The following is a 15,321-nucleotide window of genomic DNA, read 5'->3' on the forward strand; positions in this document are numbered from 1 at the left end:
CGGCGACCTCGGCGTGACGGCCGTGCCGGGTCCTGTTCTCGCTGGTGGTAGACCGCGGCCATCACCAGCTGGTGACCCTCGAAAACAATTCGAAGGCACGTACAACCCTCGGGCCTCGACGTGAGTCTCTTGATCGCATATCGACCGCGGATGCCCTGACCCCGGCATCCCGCATGCCGCTGCCAGGAGAACCCGCATGCCCCAGCTCGATACCCCCATGCACAAGCACCACCTACGACTCGCCCTCGCGACGGCCATCGCGGCCGCGCTGACGGGCGGTCTGCTCTCGGTTGCGGTCACCCCGGCGGCGGCCGCAACCGGCCAGTACAGCGCCGACTTCAACGGCGACGGCTACAAGGACGCCGTCGCCCCGGCCCCCGAGGCCACCGTCGGCGGCAAGTGGCACGCGGGCGCCGTCGGCATCGTGTACGGCGGACCGGGCGGCGTCGGCCGTACCGCGTCCGTCAGCCAGAACAGCTCCGACGTCCCCGGATCCGCCGAGGAGGAGGACTGGTTCGGCGCCGCGGTGGCGGTCGGCGACTTGAACAAGGACGGCTACAGCGACCTGGTGGTCGGTTCCCCGTACGAGTCGGTCGGTGACGACGAGAGCGCCGGCGCGGTGGTGATCGTCTGGGGTTCGGCGAGCGGCCTGAAGGGGGCCACCACCGTGAAGGACCCGGCGCCGACCCGGCACGACAACTGGGGACAGGCCCTGGCAATCGGCGACTTCACCGGCGACGGAAGGCCCGACCTCGCGGTCGGCGCCACCGGCACCACCCAGTGGATCATCAAGGGCGCCTTCAGCAGGTCCGGTTCGACCGGCGCGAAGATCACGTACACGACATCGTGGACCGGCGGCGCGGGCGTCCTGCGCCTCACCGCCGGCAAGGTGAACACCGACGCCACGGCCGACCTGGTCATCGGCGGCCACACCAAGATCGGCTCGGAGCGCTACCTCGACCACAACCACCTGTACTACGGCACGGCTTCGGCTCCGACCAGGAAGAGCGAACTGCCGTACGGCACCAAGCTCGCCATCGCCGACCTGAACAAGGACGGCTACGGCGACATCGTCACCGGCTGGACGCAGACCGCGACCGGCGGCGACCTGGCGGCCACCGGCCGGGCCCGTATCTCGTACGTCTCGTCCTCCGGCGTCTCCTCCAGTGCCGGCCTGCCCTGGCCGGGCATCCCGTCCGCCGGCGACATCAACGGCGACGGCTACAAGGACCTGGCACTCGGCGACCCCGAGGACTCGACCGATGACGTCGTCAGCGGAGCCGTCCGCATCCTCTACGGCACCGCCCGGGGCCTCACGTCCGACGCCGTCACGCTCACACAGAACGCTGCCGGCGTCCCCGGCAGCGGCGAGCGCAACGACTTCTTCGGCGACGGCACGCTGCTCACCGACCTGAACAAGGACGGCAAGGCCGACCTGCTGGCCGGCTCGGACGGCGAGAACGACTTCAACGGCAACGTCACCGTCCTGAAGGGCTCGGCCTCCGGTATCACGACCTCCGGCGCGACGACGTACGGCCCCAGCGCCTTCGGCATCTCCACCACCGGCGACCCCAGCCTCGGCCGCGACCTGACCGGCTGACCCAAGGAGCCCTCATGCGCACACCCACCCCCGCGGTCCTGACGGCCGCACTCCTCGCCTCCGCCCTGAGCCCGCTCGCCCTGAGCACGCCGGCCTCGCCGGCGGTCGCCAAGCACTACGACGACTTCAACGGCGACGGATACCGCGACGTGGCGTACGGCGGTTACGAACGGATCAACCACCCCGGCGGCGCCGTCACCGTCGTCTACGGCAAGGCCGGCGGCCTCGACACCTCGCACACCCAGGTCATCGACCAGGACACCTCCGGTATCCCGGGCGCGGGCGAGGAGGACGACATGTTCGGCGAGAGCCTCACCAGTGCCGACCTCAACAAGGACGGGTACGCGGACCTGGTCGTCGGCAACTCGACGGAGCATGTGGGCAGCGCCCAGTACCGCGGCACGGTGACCGTGGTGTGGGGCTCCGCCTCCGGCCTGTCCGGTGGCACGTCCATCAGCCCGAAGTCCGGCGCGAGCGGCTCCCGGGCCCACTTCGGCGGCGACCTCGCCGCCGGCGACTTCAACGGCGACGGTTCGCCCGACCTCACGGTCCTCGGCGGAGCGGACGCCTGGCTGTACCGAGGTCCGTTCACCAAGTCGGGCACCACCGGCAGCGTCTCCGAGATCGACAAGCCGGACGTGATCTGGAACTCGTACGGCCTCGCCGCCGGAAAGGTCAACGGCGACGGCAAGACCGACCTCGTGGTCCTCGGCGAACAGGGATCCGGCAGCGCCGTACAGCTGCGCGCCTGGTTCCTCAAGGGCACCTCCACCGGCCTGGCCTCCGGCACGTCCAAGACCCTCGACAGCGACTGGAACGGCGGCCTCGGCGCGAACGCCGCCATCGGGGACTTCGACAAGGACGGCTACGGCGACATCGCCCTCGCCCAGCCCGACCGCGACCACGGCAAGGGCGCGGTGACCGTCTGGCGCGGCACCTCGTCGGGCCCGAACGGCTCGATGACGTTCACGCAGGCCACCTCCGGCGTCTCCGGCTCCCCCGAGACCGACGACGACTTCGGCTACGACGTCTCGGCCGCCGACACCAACGGTGACGGCTACGCGGACCTGGCGGTCGGCGTCCCGCACGAGGACGTGAACGGCATGGAGGACCAGGGCGGCGTCCACGTCTTCCGGGGCGGATCCGGCGGCCTGAGCGGTTCGCGTTCCTCCTGGATCCCGCAGACGGTGCAGGGCGCGGCCGACTCGAACGTGGGTTTCGGCTACACCCTCCGCCTGCGCGACGTGACGGGCGACGGCAAAGCGGACCTGGGCATCGGGGCGGCGGAGTTGAGCGTCCTGCTCCGCGGCACGAGCACCGTCCCGACAGCCACCGGGCTGACAGAACTGCCCTCGATGGGCGGGGACTTCAGCGACTGAGGTGATGTGCGAGACGGAGGGCCCGGTGCGCTGACGCTGCTCATCACACCGGGCCCGCCGTGGCCGCCGGCCTTTCCGACTGCCGTGAGGGGAGGGCGAGTCACCCGATCTGATCCGGCTGAGGGTCCCCGGCTGGCACACCTACGGGAGACCCGCCCCCGGTCAGGGTCCGCGTGGACCGACAGCGGAGACGCCCACGACAAACGCGGGCCCGCGCATCGGCCCCGTAGGGCGGTCCGCACGGTCCCGATCCCCCCCCGACCTGGTTGCTCTGCTTCGCCGGCACGTCATGGCCTACGGCGTCGCGCCCGATGGCCGGCTGTTCCGTACTCAGCGTGGGGGACTCATCCAAGACACCGGGTACGGCGAAGTGTGGGCAGAGGCGCGAGCACGCGCACTCACCTCCACTCAGCACGCCTCACTGCTGACCAAGCGCTCTTATGATCTTCGCCACGCCGCCGTCTCCACATGGCTCAGCTCCGGGGTCGAACCACAGGTAGCGGCCGCTCGCGCTGGCCGCAGCGTGGCCGTTCTCTTCCGTGTCTACGCCAAGTGTCTCGACGGCGCCGCCGCCAACGCCAACGCACGGATTGAGGCTGCTCTCAGGATCGGCAGGTAGCAGCCGGAAAGGTGCCCCGCATCTGCCCCACACGGGCTGGTCGGCACGTGAATCACGATGAGACACAGTCGGGCAAAGCACCCAAACCGATGGTGCACGCCTGAGGAACGACGAAAGGGTCTGCGATCAGCATTGCTGCTGGTCACAGACCCTTTCGGTCGTGTGGCGGCGCCAGGATTCGAACCTGGGAAGGCTGAGCCGGCAGATTTACAGTCTGCTCCCTTTGGCCGCTCGGGCACACCGCCGGGGTTGCTGCCGTTCGAACCGCTCTTCGGCGGTGCGCCCTGGCAACGACGTAAACAATACCCGATGCCGAGGGGTGCTTCGCCACCCGATTGATCGCCACTCGGGGGACCCGGTGTGGCTAGGCTTGTCGGGATGCGGCCCGAGGTCCGCCCCGGGCTCGGCGGCCACCCCCACGCCCGCCGACGCACCCATTCGCACCCCGATACAAGGAGCCACAGGACATGGCCGACTCCAGTTTCGACATCGTCTCGAAGGTCGAGCGGCAGGAGGTCGACAACGCCCTCAACCAGACCGCCAAGGAGATCTCGCAGCGCTACGACTTCAAGGGCGTGGGTGCCTCGATCTCGTGGTCCGGGGAGAAGATCCTCCTGGAGGCGAACTCCGAGGACCGGGTGAAGGCCGTCCTCGACGTCTTCCAGTCCAAGCTGATCAAGCGCGGCATCTCGCTGAAGGCCCTGGACGCGGGCGAGCCGCAGCTCTCGGGCAAGGAGTACAAGATCTTCGCGTCGATCGAGGAGGGCATCTCCCAGGAGAACGCGAAGAAGGTGGCGAAGATCATTCGCGACGAGGGCCCCAAGGGCGTGAAGGCGCAGGTCCAGGGTGACGAGCTGCGCGTCAGCTCCAAGAGCCGGGACGACCTCCAGACCGTGATCGCCCTGCTGAAGGGCAAGGACTTCGACTTCGCGCTGCAGTTCGTGAACTACCGGTGACCGTGAAGTCCCGGTGCCCGGCTGAGCCGACGGAGTAAGGGGCCGGCCGGCCGGCTCCGAGGCAGGAAGGGTGAGCTCCCGTGTGGGGCTCACCCTTCTCGCGTTCCGGCCCCGGCTACGGCGGCGCGGTGCCCGTGTCCGTGACCGCGCGGTCAGTCGCGTGAGTGGCCGAAGAAGATCCGGTAGGCGATCAGCAGCACCAGGGAACCGCCGATCGCCGACGCCCAGGTGGCGCCGTCGTAGAAGTCCTTGCTGATCGGGTGGTCCAGCCAGCGGGCCGAGATCCAGCCGCCGATGAACGCGCCCGCGATGCCGATGAGCGTGGTGCCGACGAAGCCGCCGGGGTCCCGGCCCGGCAGCAGGAACTTGGCGATGGCTCCGGCCAGCAGCCCCAGGAAGATCCAGCTGATGATCGTCATACCTCTGAACCTGCCCCTCCGCGCCATGGCCCGCACTTCTGCAGGCACTGGATCTCCGGCGCGCTCGTCCGCACACTGTTGCTGCTCCGTTGATGAACAGGACGTATCGTCGGCGCCCACCGGTTGCGGCGGTCAGTAGGGTCGGGCCATGACTCGGTCCACCCCCGCCTCCCCCGGACTGCGGCGTTCGCTCGGGGTCGGGGACGCCGTCGTCATCGGGCTCGGCTCGATGATCGGGGCCGGGATCTTCGCGGCACTCGCCCCGGCCGCCCGCGCGGCCGGCTCCGGCCTCCTGGCCGGGCTCGCGGTCGCCGCCGTCGTCGCGTACTGCAACGCCATGTCGTCGGCACGGCTGGCCGCCCGCTACCCGGCCTCGGGTGGAACGTACGTGTACGGGCGTGAGCGGCTCGGGGAGTTCTGGGGGTACCTCGCGGGCTGGGCCTTCGTGGTCGGCAAGACGGCCTCCTGTGCGGCGATGGCGTTGACGGTCGGGGCGTACGTCTGGCCCGCCCAGGCGCACGCGGTGGCGGTCGCGGCCGTGGTGGCGCTGACCGCGGTGAACTACGGCGGCGTGCAGAAGTCCGCCTGGCTGACGCGGGCGATCGTGTCGGTCGTTCTGGCTGTCCTCGCTTGTGTGGTGGTCGTGTGCCTGGGCTCCGGCCGTTCGGACGCCGGGCACCTGGGAGGCGGGGCCACGGGTGGCGTCAGCGGTGTCCTCCAGGCCGCCGGTCTGCTGTTCTTCGCATTCGCCGGGTACGCGCGGATCGCGACCCTGGGTGAGGAGGTGCGGGACCCAGCCCGCACCATTCCCCGGGCGATCCCGCTCGCCCTGGGCGTGACGCTGGTGGTCTACGCGCTTGTCTCGGTGGCCGTCCTCTCCGTGCTCGGAGCCGGGGGGCTGGGGGCTGCTGATGCGCCGCTGACCGACGCCGTGCGAGCGGCCGGGGTGCCGGCGCTGGCCCCCGTCGTGCGGGTAGGCGCCGCCGTCGCGGCGATGGGGTCGCTGCTCGCGCTGATCCTGGGGGTCTCCCGTACGACGCTGGCCATGGCCCGCGACCGGCATCTGCCCGGCGTGCTGGCCGCCGTGCATCCGCGCTTCCAGGTGCCGCACCGGGCGGAGCTGGCCGTCGGTGCGGTCGTCGCGGTCCTCGCCGCCACGGTGGACGTGAGGGGTGCGATCGGCTTCTCCTCCTTCGGTGTGCTCGCCTACTACGCGGTGGCCAACGCCTCGGCCTGGACGCTCGACTCGGCCCGCCGTTCGCGCGTCGTGCCGGCGGTGGGGCTGGTCGGGTGTGCGGTGCTCGCCTTCTCCCTCCCGGTGGTCTCGGTCGTCGTGGGTGCGGGTGTGCTGGCGGTGGGGGTCGCCGTGTTCGGGGTGCGGTGGTGGGTGGGGCGGCGGTCACCCCGGGCGTAGGGCGGGGGCTGGGCTCGCCTCAGGTGGTGGAGTGCGTGGAAACCGTGCGCAGGGGGAAGTCCGCCCACGGGGTCAGGTCCATGTCGTCGTTCGCCTCCTCGTACCAGCCGGTGCCGTCGAGCCAGGCGCGCAGCCAGTCGGCGAGGCTCGGCGCGTCCACGTACCAGGCGTGGGCGGCGTCGTCGCCGTTCGGCTCGAAGAGGAGGACGGGAGCCTCGGGGCTGCGGCAGTCCACGCAGGCGTACATCGCGCAGCCCCAGTGGGATATCGGCAGGACCCCTTCGGGCCAGGGCCAGTCCGGGTTCGTACGGGCGGCCTTCCGGTTGGCGAGATACTGCGGGACGGCGGCGGGCTCACCGGCGGGAGGGTTGTCGAGCAGCGGCAACAGGCCGTACTCCGGGCCGAATCCGCCGTCGCCTATGCGGAGATAGAGGTCGGCGAGGAGCGGGGGCAGGCTGAAGCCGAGGGCCGCCTCGGCGCGGGCCACGACGGCCGCGTCCACCGGCTCGGGAAGTGACGGCCAGCCCCACGGACGGGTGTGACGGGCCTCGTCCGCCACCCTCGTCAGCAACTGCTCGTTCTCTGTCATGCGTTCATGATGCAAGCCGCCACTGACAGCGGGCCGGGGCTGTGGACGACCGGCGGACTGTGGACAGTCGAAGTCCGGACTGTGCACAGTCGGCTGCCGCCCCCGACTACCAGGTCGTCGCGAACGGCCTGTCCGTCGGCACGATCTCGCGTCCGAGCGGGAACAGCGACACCGGGATCAGCTTGAAGTTGGCGATCCCGAACGGGATGCCGATGATCGTCACACACAGCGCGAGCCCCGTGACGATGTGGCCGATGGCCAGCCACCAGCCCGCGAGGACCAGCCACAGGATGTTGCCGACGCAGGAGGGGGCTCCCGCGTCACGGCGCTCGACCGTGGTGTACCCGAAGGGCCACAGTGCGTAGACGCCGATGCGGAAGGCCGCGATGCCGAACGGGATGCCGATGATGGTGATGCACAGGACGAGGCCCGCCACCATGTAGGCAAGGAACAGCCAGAAGCCGCTCAGGACGAGCCAGATGACGTTCAGGATGGTCTTCACTGGTGGCCTGCCATCTTCTCGAGTCGGGCGATGCGCTCCGCCATCGGCGGGTGGGTGGAGAACATCTTCGCGAATCCCTGTCCGGGTCGGAACGGGTTCGCGATCATCATGTGGCTGGCGGTCTCGATACGGGGCTCGGGCGGCAGCGGCAGCTGCTTGGTGCCCATCTCCAGCTTGCGGAGGGCGCTGGCCAGAGCGAGCGGGTCTCCGGTGAGCTGGGCTCCGGACGCGTCCGCCTCGTACTCCCTGGACCGGCTGATGGCCAGTTGGATGATGGAGGCGGCCAGCGGCCCCAGGATCATGATCAGCAGCAGGCCGAGGATGCCGGGGCCGTCGTCGTCGTCCGAGCGGCCGATGGGGATCAGCCAGGCGAAGTTGACCAGGAACATGATCACCGAGGCGAGTGCACCGGCGACCGACGAGATCAGGATGTCGCGGTTGTACACGTGGCTCAACTCGTGGCCGATGACACCGCGCAGCTCGCGCTCGTCGAGGAGGCGCAGGATGCCCTCGGTGCAGCACACCGCGGCGTTGCGTGGGTTCCGGCCGGTCGCGAACGCGTTCGGCGCCTCCGTCGGGGAGATGTAGAGACGGGGCATCGGCTGGCGGGCCTGGGTGGAGAGCTCGCGGACCATGCGGTACAGCACGGGTGCCTCGAACTCGCTGACCGGGCGGGCCCGCATCGCGCGCAGGGCGAGCTTGTCGCTGTTCCAGTACGCGTAGGCATTCGTCCCGAGGGCGACCAGGACCGCGACGACGAGCCCCATCCGGCCGAAGAAACTGCCGATGACGATGATGAGTGCGGACAGTCCCCCGAGGAGGACTGCGGTCCTGAGCCCGTTGTGCCGGCGGTGCACGGTACGCCCTCCAAATGGTGCGGCAGGGGAACCTTCATTGATCGTCTGCGACGCCACCGGTGCCGTGGTGTCACGTCCAGTGGACCCTTCTGTACTGGTCAACGCCAGGCGAAGGTCACGGGTTCCCTGATCGGTCGGCGCCACCCCTGGGCTGTCCGGGTGAGGCCCCGCCGTACACGGGCACGCGCACGTGCCGGGGCCGCGGGGTCAGAAGAGCCCGGTGTCGACGAAGCGCAGGACCAGCTGGGGTGCCCCGGACAGAGCGACGGCGATGACGCCGGTGAGGGCGATCGCCGCCGTCACCGGCGCGACCGGGAGGTGCCTGACCTGCTCGCCCTCGGGAGCCCGGAAGAGCAGAGCCGTCCACTGGAGGTAGTAGAACAGGGCGATCACGACGTTGACCGCCATGACCACGGCCAGCCAGCCCAGACCCGCGTCGACGGCGGCGGAGAAGACGGTGACCTTGGCGAACAGTCCGATGATCCCCGGCGGCAGCCCCGCGAGGCAGAGCAGGAAGAAGGCCAGGACCAGGGCGGAGACGGGGTTGCGGGCGTACAGGCCTCGGTAGTCGCTGACCCGGTTCAGGGTCTTGGTACGGCCCACGAGTGCGGCCACCGCGAAGGCGCCCAGGTTCACGGCGCCGTACATGAGCGCGTAGGCCACGGTGGAGCCGATGGACCGCTCGGCGTCGCCGGAGTACGCGGCGGCGGCGATCGGTACGAGGAGGTAGCCGGCCTGGCCGACGGAGGACCAGGCGAGCAGGCGTACCGCGCTGTACGCGCGCGTGGCCTGCTGCCGCAGCGCCCCGACGTTGCCGACGGTCATGGTGAGCGCGGCGAGTGCGGCGAGCGCCGGGCCCCAGACGTCGGCGTACGACGGCAGCGCGACGACGGTGACGAGGATCAGGCCGGTGAAGCCGACCGCCTTGCCGACGACCGACAGATAGGCGGCGACCGGCAGGGGCGCACCGATGTAGGTGTCCGGTACCCAGAAGTGGAAGGGCACGGCGGCCGTCTTGAAGGCGAAGCCGACCAGGGTGAGGACCACACCGGTCTGGGTGAGCGTCTGGAGCTGGCCGTCGACGTCCTGGATGCGTTCGGCGAGCCGGGTGAGGTGCAGGGTGCCCGTCGCGGCGTACACGAAGCTGATGCCCATGAGGCTGACCGCGGTGGCGGTGACCGACGACAGGAAGAACTTCAGGGCCGCCTCGGAGGACCTGCGCTCGCCCTGGCGGAGGCCGACCAGGGCGAACGCGGGCAGCGAGGCGACCTCGAGCGCGACGACGAGGGTCGCCAGGTCACGGGCGGCGGGCAGCAGCGCGGCTCCGGCGGCGGAGGACAGCAGCAGGAACCAGTACTCCCCTTCGGCCAGTTCCTTCCTGGCGTCCTTCAGCGCGGTGACCGAGAGGAGAGCCGCGAGAAGGGCGCCTCCCAGGACGAGGAACTGGATGACGAGGGTGAAGCGGTCGGCGGTGTAGCTGCACACGTCCGGGGCGCCGGTGAGGCAGAAGGTGGAGCGGTCGCCGTCCAGGAGCGGCAGCAGCAGAAGCGCCGAGGCGGTGAGTCCGGCCACGGACGCCCAGCCGAGCAGGGCTTTCCTGCCCTCGGGGACGAACAGGTCGGCGACGAGGACCGCGAGTGCCACGGCGGCCACGACGGTGGGGGGCGCGATGGCGAGCCAGTCGACGGACTGGACCAGCGACTCGGCGAGGGGCTGGGCCGGGGAGCTCATCGGGTGCCTCCTGCGAGGAGCTGCTGCACGGCCGGGTCGGTGAGGCCGAGGAGCGTCTTCGGCCAGAGGCCGGCGACGACGGTGAGGGCGACCAGCGGGGTCCAGGCCGCGAACTCGTAACTGTGGACGTCGGCGAGTCGCGGGGCGTCCTGCGGGGCGGCGCCCATGCACACCCGGCGCACCACGACGAGCAGGTAGGCGGCCGTGAGCAGGGTGCCGAAGGCGCCGATCGCCATGAAGGTGAGGAAGGCCGGGCGGCTGAGGCCGGCGGCGGGTTCGAACGCCCCGAACAGTGCGAGCATCTCGCCCCAGAACCCGGCGAGCCCCGGCAGTCCCAGCGAGGCGACCGCCGCGAAGGCGAGCAGTCCGCCCAGGCGCGGGGCCTTGCCGTACAGCGCCGCGCCGGTCTCCTCGGCGAGGGCGTCGAGGTCGGTCGTGCCGGTCCGGTCCTTCAGCGCGCCGACCAGGAAGAACAGCAGGCCGGTGATGAGACCGTGGGCGATGTTGGCGAACAGGGCGCCGTTCACGCCGGTCGGGGTCATGGTGGCGATGCCGAGCAGGACGAAGCCCATGTGGCCGACCGACGAGTAGGCGATGAGGCGCTTGAGGTCACCCTTCGCGCCCTGCCTGGCCAGGGCCAGGCAGGCCAGCGATCCGTAGATGATGCCGACGACGGCGAAGGCGGCGAGGTAGGGCGCGAAGTCGGCGAAGCCCTCCGGGGCGATCGGCAGCAGGATGCGCACGAACCCGTAGGTGCCCATCTTCAGCAGGACGCCGGCCAGCAGCACCGAACCGACGGTCGGCGCCGCGGTGTGGGCGTCGGGCAGCCAGCTGTGCAGGGGCCACATCGGCGTCTTGACGGCCAGTCCGAGACCGATCGCCAGAACGGCGACGACCTGCACGGACGCGGTCAGTGACCGGCCGTTGTCAGTGGCGAGTGCCACCATGTCGAACGTGCCCGCCTTGAGGCCGATCAGAAGCAGGCCGAGCAGCATCACGACGGAGCCGAGCAGCGTGTAGAGGATGAACTTCCAGGCGGCCGCGGCCCGGCCCTCGCCGCCCCAGCGGGCGATGAGGAAGTACATCGGGATGAGGACCGTCTCGAAGGCGAGGAAGAAGAGCAGCAGGTCGAGGACGGCGAAGGTGGCGAGGGTGCCGCCTTCCAGCAGGAGCAGCAGGGCGACGAACGCCTTCGGGGTGGGTCCGGAAGGCGTCTTGAAGTACGAGTAGAGCGCGCAGAGGAAGGTCAGCAGCGCGGTCAGGACCAGAAGGGGGAGGGAGATGCCGTCGACGCCGAGGTGTATGCGCACGTCGAGTGCCGGGATCCAGCTGATGTCCGTACTGGCCTGCATCTTCGACGGCTGGTCGTGGTCGAAGCCGAACGCGAGGACGATCGCGGCGGCGAGTACCACGCCGGTCACGGTCACTCCGTGCCGGAGCACCGCCTGCTCGGGTGACTTCCCCTTCAGCCCGGGCGCGGCGGGCAGGAGGGCGGCGGCCGCGCCGAGGAGCGGCCCGACGACGACGAACGCCAGAAGGAACTGCATCACGGACTCGCTGATATCGATCACGCCTGCTCACGCTCCCGTGGCGACGAGGACGGCGGCGACCGCGAGGACGACGGTGCCGGCGAGCAGCGCGCTCACATAGGTCTGCACATTGCCGGTCTGGGCGCGCCGCACGGCGATGCCGAGCCAGCGCGGAAGGGCGCCTGCGCCGCGTACATAGGTGTCGACGACCTCGCGGTCGAGGAAGCGGACGAGGGCGGCGGCGCCCTGGACCGGGCGGACGAAGAGCGTCCGGTACACCGCGTCGAGGTGGAAGCCGACGGCCGCGTGGCGGTGCAGCGGGCCGAGCAGCAGCCTGCCGGGGTCCGCCGGGTCGGGTGCGTAGGCCACTCCCCCGTACACGGGCGTGTGACTGGCGATGGCCTCCGCCTCGACCTGCCCGGCGTCGCCCTCGGGGTGGGCGGCGACCGCGCCCAGCGGGACTCCGACCGCCAGCGAGGTCGTGTGCCGCCAGGCCGCGTAGGTCACGATGCCGCCGATGAGGGCGACACCGGTGCCGAGGACGGACGTGGTGAGGGTGGGGGCGAGGTCGTTGCCGTCGAACCAGTCGGGGAGCACGCGGTAGGCGAAGCCGCCGAAGGCCAGGGAGGGCACGGCCAGCACCCACAGCACCACGGTCATCGTCAGCGGCTGCCTGCCGTGGTCGGGGGCCTCGACGCCCCGGCCGCGGAAGGCGAGCAGCCACAGGCGGGTCGCGTACGCGGCCGTGAGCAGAGCGGTGACCACCCCGGCGATCAGGACGGTCCAGCCGGCGGCACCGGGGGCGTGCTCGGTGTGGCCCGTGGCGACGTGCTCGGCCGCGCCGAGGACGGACTCCTTGGAGAAGAAGCCGCTGAACGGCGGGATCGCGGCGAGCGCGAGGAGCGCCACGGTCATCGTCCAGAAGGCGTCCGGGACGCGGTCGCGCAGATGACCCATGCGGGACATGGCGGCCAGCGAGTTGGTGCCGGCGGTGTGAATGATCACGCCGGCCGCGAGGAAGAGCAGCGCCTTGAAGGCGCCGTGCGAGAGGAGGTGGAAGACGGCGGCCCCGCGGTCGGCGACGGCCAGGGCGCCCGTCATGTAACCGAGCTGGCCGATCGTCGAGTAGGCGAGGACCCGCTTGATGTCGTCCTGGGCGAGGGCGGCGAGGCCGGAGCCGACCATCGTGACGGCGGCCATCACGGCGAGTACGACCATCGCGGCCTGTGATGCCTCGAAGACCGGGAGGAGACGGGCGACGAAGTAGACACCGGCGGCGACCATCGTCGCGGCGTGGATCAGCGCGGAGACGGGCGTCGGACCGGCCATAGCGTCGGGGAGCCAGGTGTGCAGCGGGAACTGCGCCGACTTGCCCGCCACCCCCGCGAGGAGGAGCAGCGCGATGACGGTCGGGTGGTCGAGGCCGCCGTCGGCGACGGTTCCGAGGATCTTCGTGATGCGGAAGGACCCGGCGTCGGTGGCGAGCGCGAACAGGCCGATGAGGAAGGGGACGTCACCGAGCTTGGTCACCAGGAAGGCCTTGATGGAGGCGGCTCGGGCCTCCGGGGTCTCCCAGTAGTGGCCGACCAGGAAGTACGAGCAGATGCCCATGACCTCCCAGCCGACCAGCAGCACCATCAGGTCGCCGGAGTAGACGACGAGCAGCATGGCGGAGGTGAACAGGGAGACGAGCGCGGCGTACGACGGGTAGCGGGGGTCCTCGCGGAGGTAGCCCGTGGAGTACACCTGCACGCAGGTCGCGACAACGGTCACGAGTACGGCGACCAGCGCGGCGAAGCCGTCGATGTACAGGGCGAGTTCGATCGGCACCGAGCCGGTGGGCGTGAGCTCGGTGACCGCGGTGATCGCCTGGTCGCCCCCCTGACGCACCGCGACGACGGCGGCGAGCACCAGCGACGCGAGGGTGGGCAGGACGGCGAGGGGCCGGACGAGGCCGGGGGTCGTGCGCCCCAGGAGGAGGCCGGCCGCGGCGCCGAGGAAGGGGAGGAGGGGGACGAGTACGGCGAGGGTGGTCGTGGTCACGCGGTGGCCTCAGCCTTCTCGGCCTGCCCGGCGGCGGGGCTGTCGTGATCGGGGTCGTGGCCCTCGGCGGTGTCCCGGAGCCGGTCGATGTCCGAGGTGCCGCGGTTGCGGTGGACGGCGAGCACGATCGCCAGGCCGATGCCGATCTCGGCGGCCGCGATGGTGATCGTGAAGAGGGTCAGGGCCTGACCGGAGTGCAGGGTGTCCTCGGCGGCCCGGCTGAGCCAGACGTCGAAGGCGACCAGGTTGAGGTTGACGGCGTTGAGCATCAGCTCGACCGACATCAGGACCAGGATCGCGTTGCGGCGGGCGAGGACGCCGTAGAGGCCGGTGCAGAACAGCAGGGCGGACAGCACGGCGGGGTAGGCGAGATGCATCAGCGGGCGCCTTCCTGCTCGGCCGGCGTGGTTCCCTCGGGCGCTCCCGGCTCGGTTCCCCTGGGAGCCCCCTTTCGCCCGATCGGGTGATTACGGGAATCCGGGACGGATGGGGAACTCCCGGTGGCGGCTCGGGAGTTCACAGGAGGAGAGCCCGGCTCGGTCTTCGCTTTGCGGGACAGGACGATCGCGCCGACCAGCGCGGCGAGGAGGAGGACGGACAGGCCCTCGAAGGGGAGGACCCAGTTCTGGAAGAGGCTTTCGCCGGTGGCCTGGGTGGAGCCGGCGGCGGGGCCGTCCAGGTCGATCCAGGTGGTGCGGAAGGCATCGACGACCACCCAGACGAGCGTGACCGCGGCGACGGCGGCCACGGCGAGGGCGGCCCAGCGGTTCCCGGAGTCGGCGTTCGGGGAGCGGCCGATGGGAGCCCGGGTCAGCATCAGACCGAACAGAAGGAGGACGACGACGGATCCGACATAGATGAGGACCTGCACCCAGGCGATGAACTCGGCCGTCAGCAGGAGGTACTCGACGGCGAGTCCGCCGAGCGCCACCACCAGCCACAGGGCGGCGTGCACCAGCTGCCGGGTGGTAACGGTGACAAGGGCGGCGCCGAAGGTGACCAGGCCGACGAGAAGGAACGTGATCTCGACACCCGTCGGCGAGAGAAAGCCGTTCGAGCCGTGCGACGGAGCCGCGTGAGCGGTCAGGGCGTGGGCGGTGACGGCGGCTGCGGCGAGGCTCACGACTGTCCCTCCTGCGCGTCCGTCCGCGGTTCCGCCTGTGCCGCCGCCAGCTTCTCGGCGGCCTTGCGCGCGGCGGCGATCTCCTTGGGCTCCTCGGCACCGGGGTCCAGGGCGGGTGGGGCGGGGACGGTCCACATCCACTCGCGCAGCTTGTCGCGCTCGTGGGTGAGGTCACGGATGTCGGTCTCCGCGTACTCGAACTCCGGGGACCAGAAGAGGGCGTCGAAAGGGCAGACCTCGATGCAGATACCGCAGTACATGCACAGGGAGAAGTCGATGGCGAAGCGGTCCAGGACGTTGCGGCTGCGTTCACGGCCGCCCGGTGCCGCCGGCGGGACCGTCTCCTTGTGGGAGTCGATGTAGATGCACCAGTCCGGGCACTCACGGGCGCACAGCATGCAGACCGTGCAGTTCTCCTCGAACAGACCGATCACTCCGCGGCTGCGGGGCGGCAGGGCCGGCTGGGTGTCCGGGTACTGCGCGGTGACGGACTTCCTCGTCATCGTGCGGAGGGTGACGGCCAGGCCCTTGGCCAGGCCACTGCCGGGGACGGGAGCCAT

At 70.7% G+C, this 15,321-nt stretch carries 14 protein-coding genes, 1 tRNA gene and 1 pseudogene; 5 read left to right on the top strand and 11 right to left on the bottom strand.

What is annotated here, in order from left to right; translation table 11 throughout:
• The first annotated feature begins 196 nt into the window (after positions 1–196).
• The 3 genes and pseudogenes from ABZ899_RS21505 to ABZ899_RS21515 form a co-directional block, all read left to right on the top strand.
• Complete coding sequence (locus tag ABZ899_RS21505; RefSeq protein ID WP_361348373.1) at positions 197–1,600, top strand: FG-GAP repeat protein; 1,404 nt, start codon at positions 197–199, stop codon at positions 1,598–1,600.
• Between the two features lie 14 nt (positions 1,601–1,614).
• The gene (locus ABZ899_RS21510; protein WP_361348375.1) at positions 1,615–2,979 is read left to right on the top strand and encodes an FG-GAP and VCBS repeat-containing protein; all 1,365 of its coding nucleotides are present in this window, start codon (positions 1,615–1,617) and stop codon (positions 2,977–2,979) included.
• 141 nt (positions 2,980–3,120) lie between these two features.
• Positions 3,121–3,598, top strand: a pseudogene (locus ABZ899_RS21515) (site-specific integrase); the annotation flags it as partial.
• Positions 3,599–3,761: 163 nt separating this feature from the next.
• Here ABZ899_RS21515 and ABZ899_RS21520 read toward each other — a convergent pair.
• Positions 3,762–3,843: transfer RNA gene (locus ABZ899_RS21520), tRNA-Tyr, on the bottom strand.
• Between the two features lie 222 nt (positions 3,844–4,065).
• On the opposite strand from ABZ899_RS21520, the gene ABZ899_RS21525 reads away from it, so the two are divergent.
• Positions 4,066–4,554 carry a YajQ family cyclic di-GMP-binding protein gene (locus tag ABZ899_RS21525; RefSeq protein WP_361348378.1) on the top strand — a complete coding sequence of 163 codons (489 nt, stop codon included), beginning with the start codon at positions 4,066–4,068 and terminating at the stop codon, positions 4,552–4,554.
• Between the two features lie 152 nt (positions 4,555–4,706).
• Here the strand turns inward: ABZ899_RS21525 and ABZ899_RS21530 are convergent, their stop codons facing one another.
• Complete coding sequence (locus tag ABZ899_RS21530; protein ID WP_361348381.1) at positions 4,707–4,973, bottom strand: GlsB/YeaQ/YmgE family stress response membrane protein; 267 nt, start codon at positions 4,971–4,973, stop codon at positions 4,707–4,709.
• 148 nt (positions 4,974–5,121) lie between these two features.
• On the opposite strand from ABZ899_RS21530, the gene ABZ899_RS21535 reads away from it, so the two are divergent.
• Entirely contained in the window at positions 5,122–6,387 is a 1,266-nt protein-coding gene (locus ABZ899_RS21535; protein WP_361348384.1) for an APC family permease, read from the top strand.
• Positions 6,388–6,406: 19 nt separating this feature from the next.
• On the opposite strand, the gene ABZ899_RS21540 is transcribed toward ABZ899_RS21535, so the two are convergent.
• The 9 genes from ABZ899_RS21540 to ABZ899_RS21580 form a co-directional block, all read right to left on the bottom strand.
• Entirely contained in the window at positions 6,407–6,976 is a 570-nt protein-coding gene (locus ABZ899_RS21540) for an SMI1/KNR4 family protein (protein ID WP_361348387.1), read from the bottom strand.
• 106 nt (positions 6,977–7,082) lie between these two features.
• Complete coding sequence (locus tag ABZ899_RS21545) at positions 7,083–7,478, bottom strand: YccF domain-containing protein (RefSeq protein WP_361348389.1); 396 nt, start codon at positions 7,476–7,478, stop codon at positions 7,083–7,085.
• Positions 7,475–8,335, bottom strand: a complete 861-nt coding sequence (gene htpX, locus ABZ899_RS21550; RefSeq protein WP_361348392.1) for a zinc metalloprotease HtpX — start codon at positions 8,333–8,335, stop codon at positions 7,475–7,477. The genes ABZ899_RS21545 and htpX overlap by 4 nt, the downstream gene beginning before the upstream one ends.
• 207 nt (positions 8,336–8,542) lie before the next feature.
• Positions 8,543–10,066: an NADH-quinone oxidoreductase subunit N gene (locus ABZ899_RS21555; RefSeq protein WP_361348395.1), complete on the bottom strand. Its 1,524-nt coding sequence runs from the start codon at positions 10,064–10,066 to the stop codon at positions 8,543–8,545.
• Positions 10,063–11,637 carry an NADH-quinone oxidoreductase subunit M gene (locus ABZ899_RS21560; protein WP_361348397.1) on the bottom strand — a complete coding sequence of 525 codons (1,575 nt, stop codon included), beginning with the start codon at positions 11,635–11,637 and terminating at the stop codon, positions 10,063–10,065. Before ABZ899_RS21560 ends, ABZ899_RS21555 begins: the two co-directional genes overlap by 4 nt.
• 6 nt (positions 11,638–11,643) lie before the next feature.
• Complete coding sequence (locus ABZ899_RS21565; RefSeq protein WP_361348399.1) at positions 11,644–13,638, bottom strand: NADH-quinone oxidoreductase subunit L; 1,995 nt, start codon at positions 13,636–13,638, stop codon at positions 11,644–11,646.
• Complete coding sequence (gene nuoK, locus ABZ899_RS21570; protein WP_055622578.1) at positions 13,635–14,015, bottom strand: NADH-quinone oxidoreductase subunit NuoK; 381 nt, start codon at positions 14,013–14,015, stop codon at positions 13,635–13,637. The genes ABZ899_RS21565 and nuoK overlap by 4 nt, the downstream gene beginning before the upstream one ends.
• The gene (locus ABZ899_RS21575) at positions 14,015–14,761 is read right to left on the bottom strand and encodes an NADH-quinone oxidoreductase subunit J (protein WP_361348401.1); all 747 of its coding nucleotides are present in this window, start codon (positions 14,759–14,761) and stop codon (positions 14,015–14,017) included. The genes nuoK and ABZ899_RS21575 overlap by 1 nt, the downstream gene beginning before the upstream one ends.
• The gene (locus tag ABZ899_RS21580; RefSeq protein WP_361348404.1) at positions 14,758–15,321 is read right to left on the bottom strand and encodes an NADH-quinone oxidoreductase subunit I; all 564 of its coding nucleotides are present in this window, start codon (positions 15,319–15,321) and stop codon (positions 14,758–14,760) included. The genes ABZ899_RS21575 and ABZ899_RS21580 overlap by 4 nt, the downstream gene beginning before the upstream one ends.

The organism is Streptomyces sp. NPDC046859 (assembly GCF_040645135.1).
In the GTDB taxonomy this organism is placed as follows: domain Bacteria; phylum Actinomycetota; class Actinomycetes; order Streptomycetales; family Streptomycetaceae; genus Streptomyces.

What these genes read in the sequence shown, in the direction of transcription:
- ABZ899_RS21535 (WP_361348384.1), top strand. Translation starts at nt 5,122, where the DNA reads ATGACTCGGTCCACCCCCGCCTCCCCCGGACTGCGGCGTTCGCTCGGG.
- ABZ899_RS21580 (WP_361348404.1), bottom strand. Translation starts at nt 15,321, where the DNA reads ATGGCTCCCGTCCCCGGCAGTGGCCTGGCCAAGGGCCTGGCCGTCACC.
- ABZ899_RS21525 (WP_361348378.1), top strand. Translation starts at nt 4,066, where the DNA reads ATGGCCGACTCCAGTTTCGACATCGTCTCGAAGGTCGAGCGGCAGGAG.
- ABZ899_RS21505 (WP_361348373.1), top strand. Translation starts at nt 197, where the DNA reads ATGCCCCAGCTCGATACCCCCATGCACAAGCACCACCTACGACTCGCC.
- ABZ899_RS21510 (WP_361348375.1), top strand. Translation starts at nt 1,615, where the DNA reads ATGCGCACACCCACCCCCGCGGTCCTGACGGCCGCACTCCTCGCCTCC.
- ABZ899_RS21540 (WP_361348387.1), bottom strand. Translation starts at nt 6,976, where the DNA reads ATGACAGAGAACGAGCAGTTGCTGACGAGGGTGGCGGACGAGGCCCGT.
- ABZ899_RS21555 (WP_361348395.1), bottom strand. Translation starts at nt 10,066, where the DNA reads ATGAGCTCCCCGGCCCAGCCCCTCGCCGAGTCGCTGGTCCAGTCCGTC.
- ABZ899_RS21530 (WP_361348381.1), bottom strand. Translation starts at nt 4,973, where the DNA reads ATGACGATCATCAGCTGGATCTTCCTGGGGCTGCTGGCCGGAGCCATC.
- nuoK (WP_055622578.1), bottom strand. Translation starts at nt 14,015, where the DNA reads ATGCATCTCGCCTACCCCGCCGTGCTGTCCGCCCTGCTGTTCTGCACC.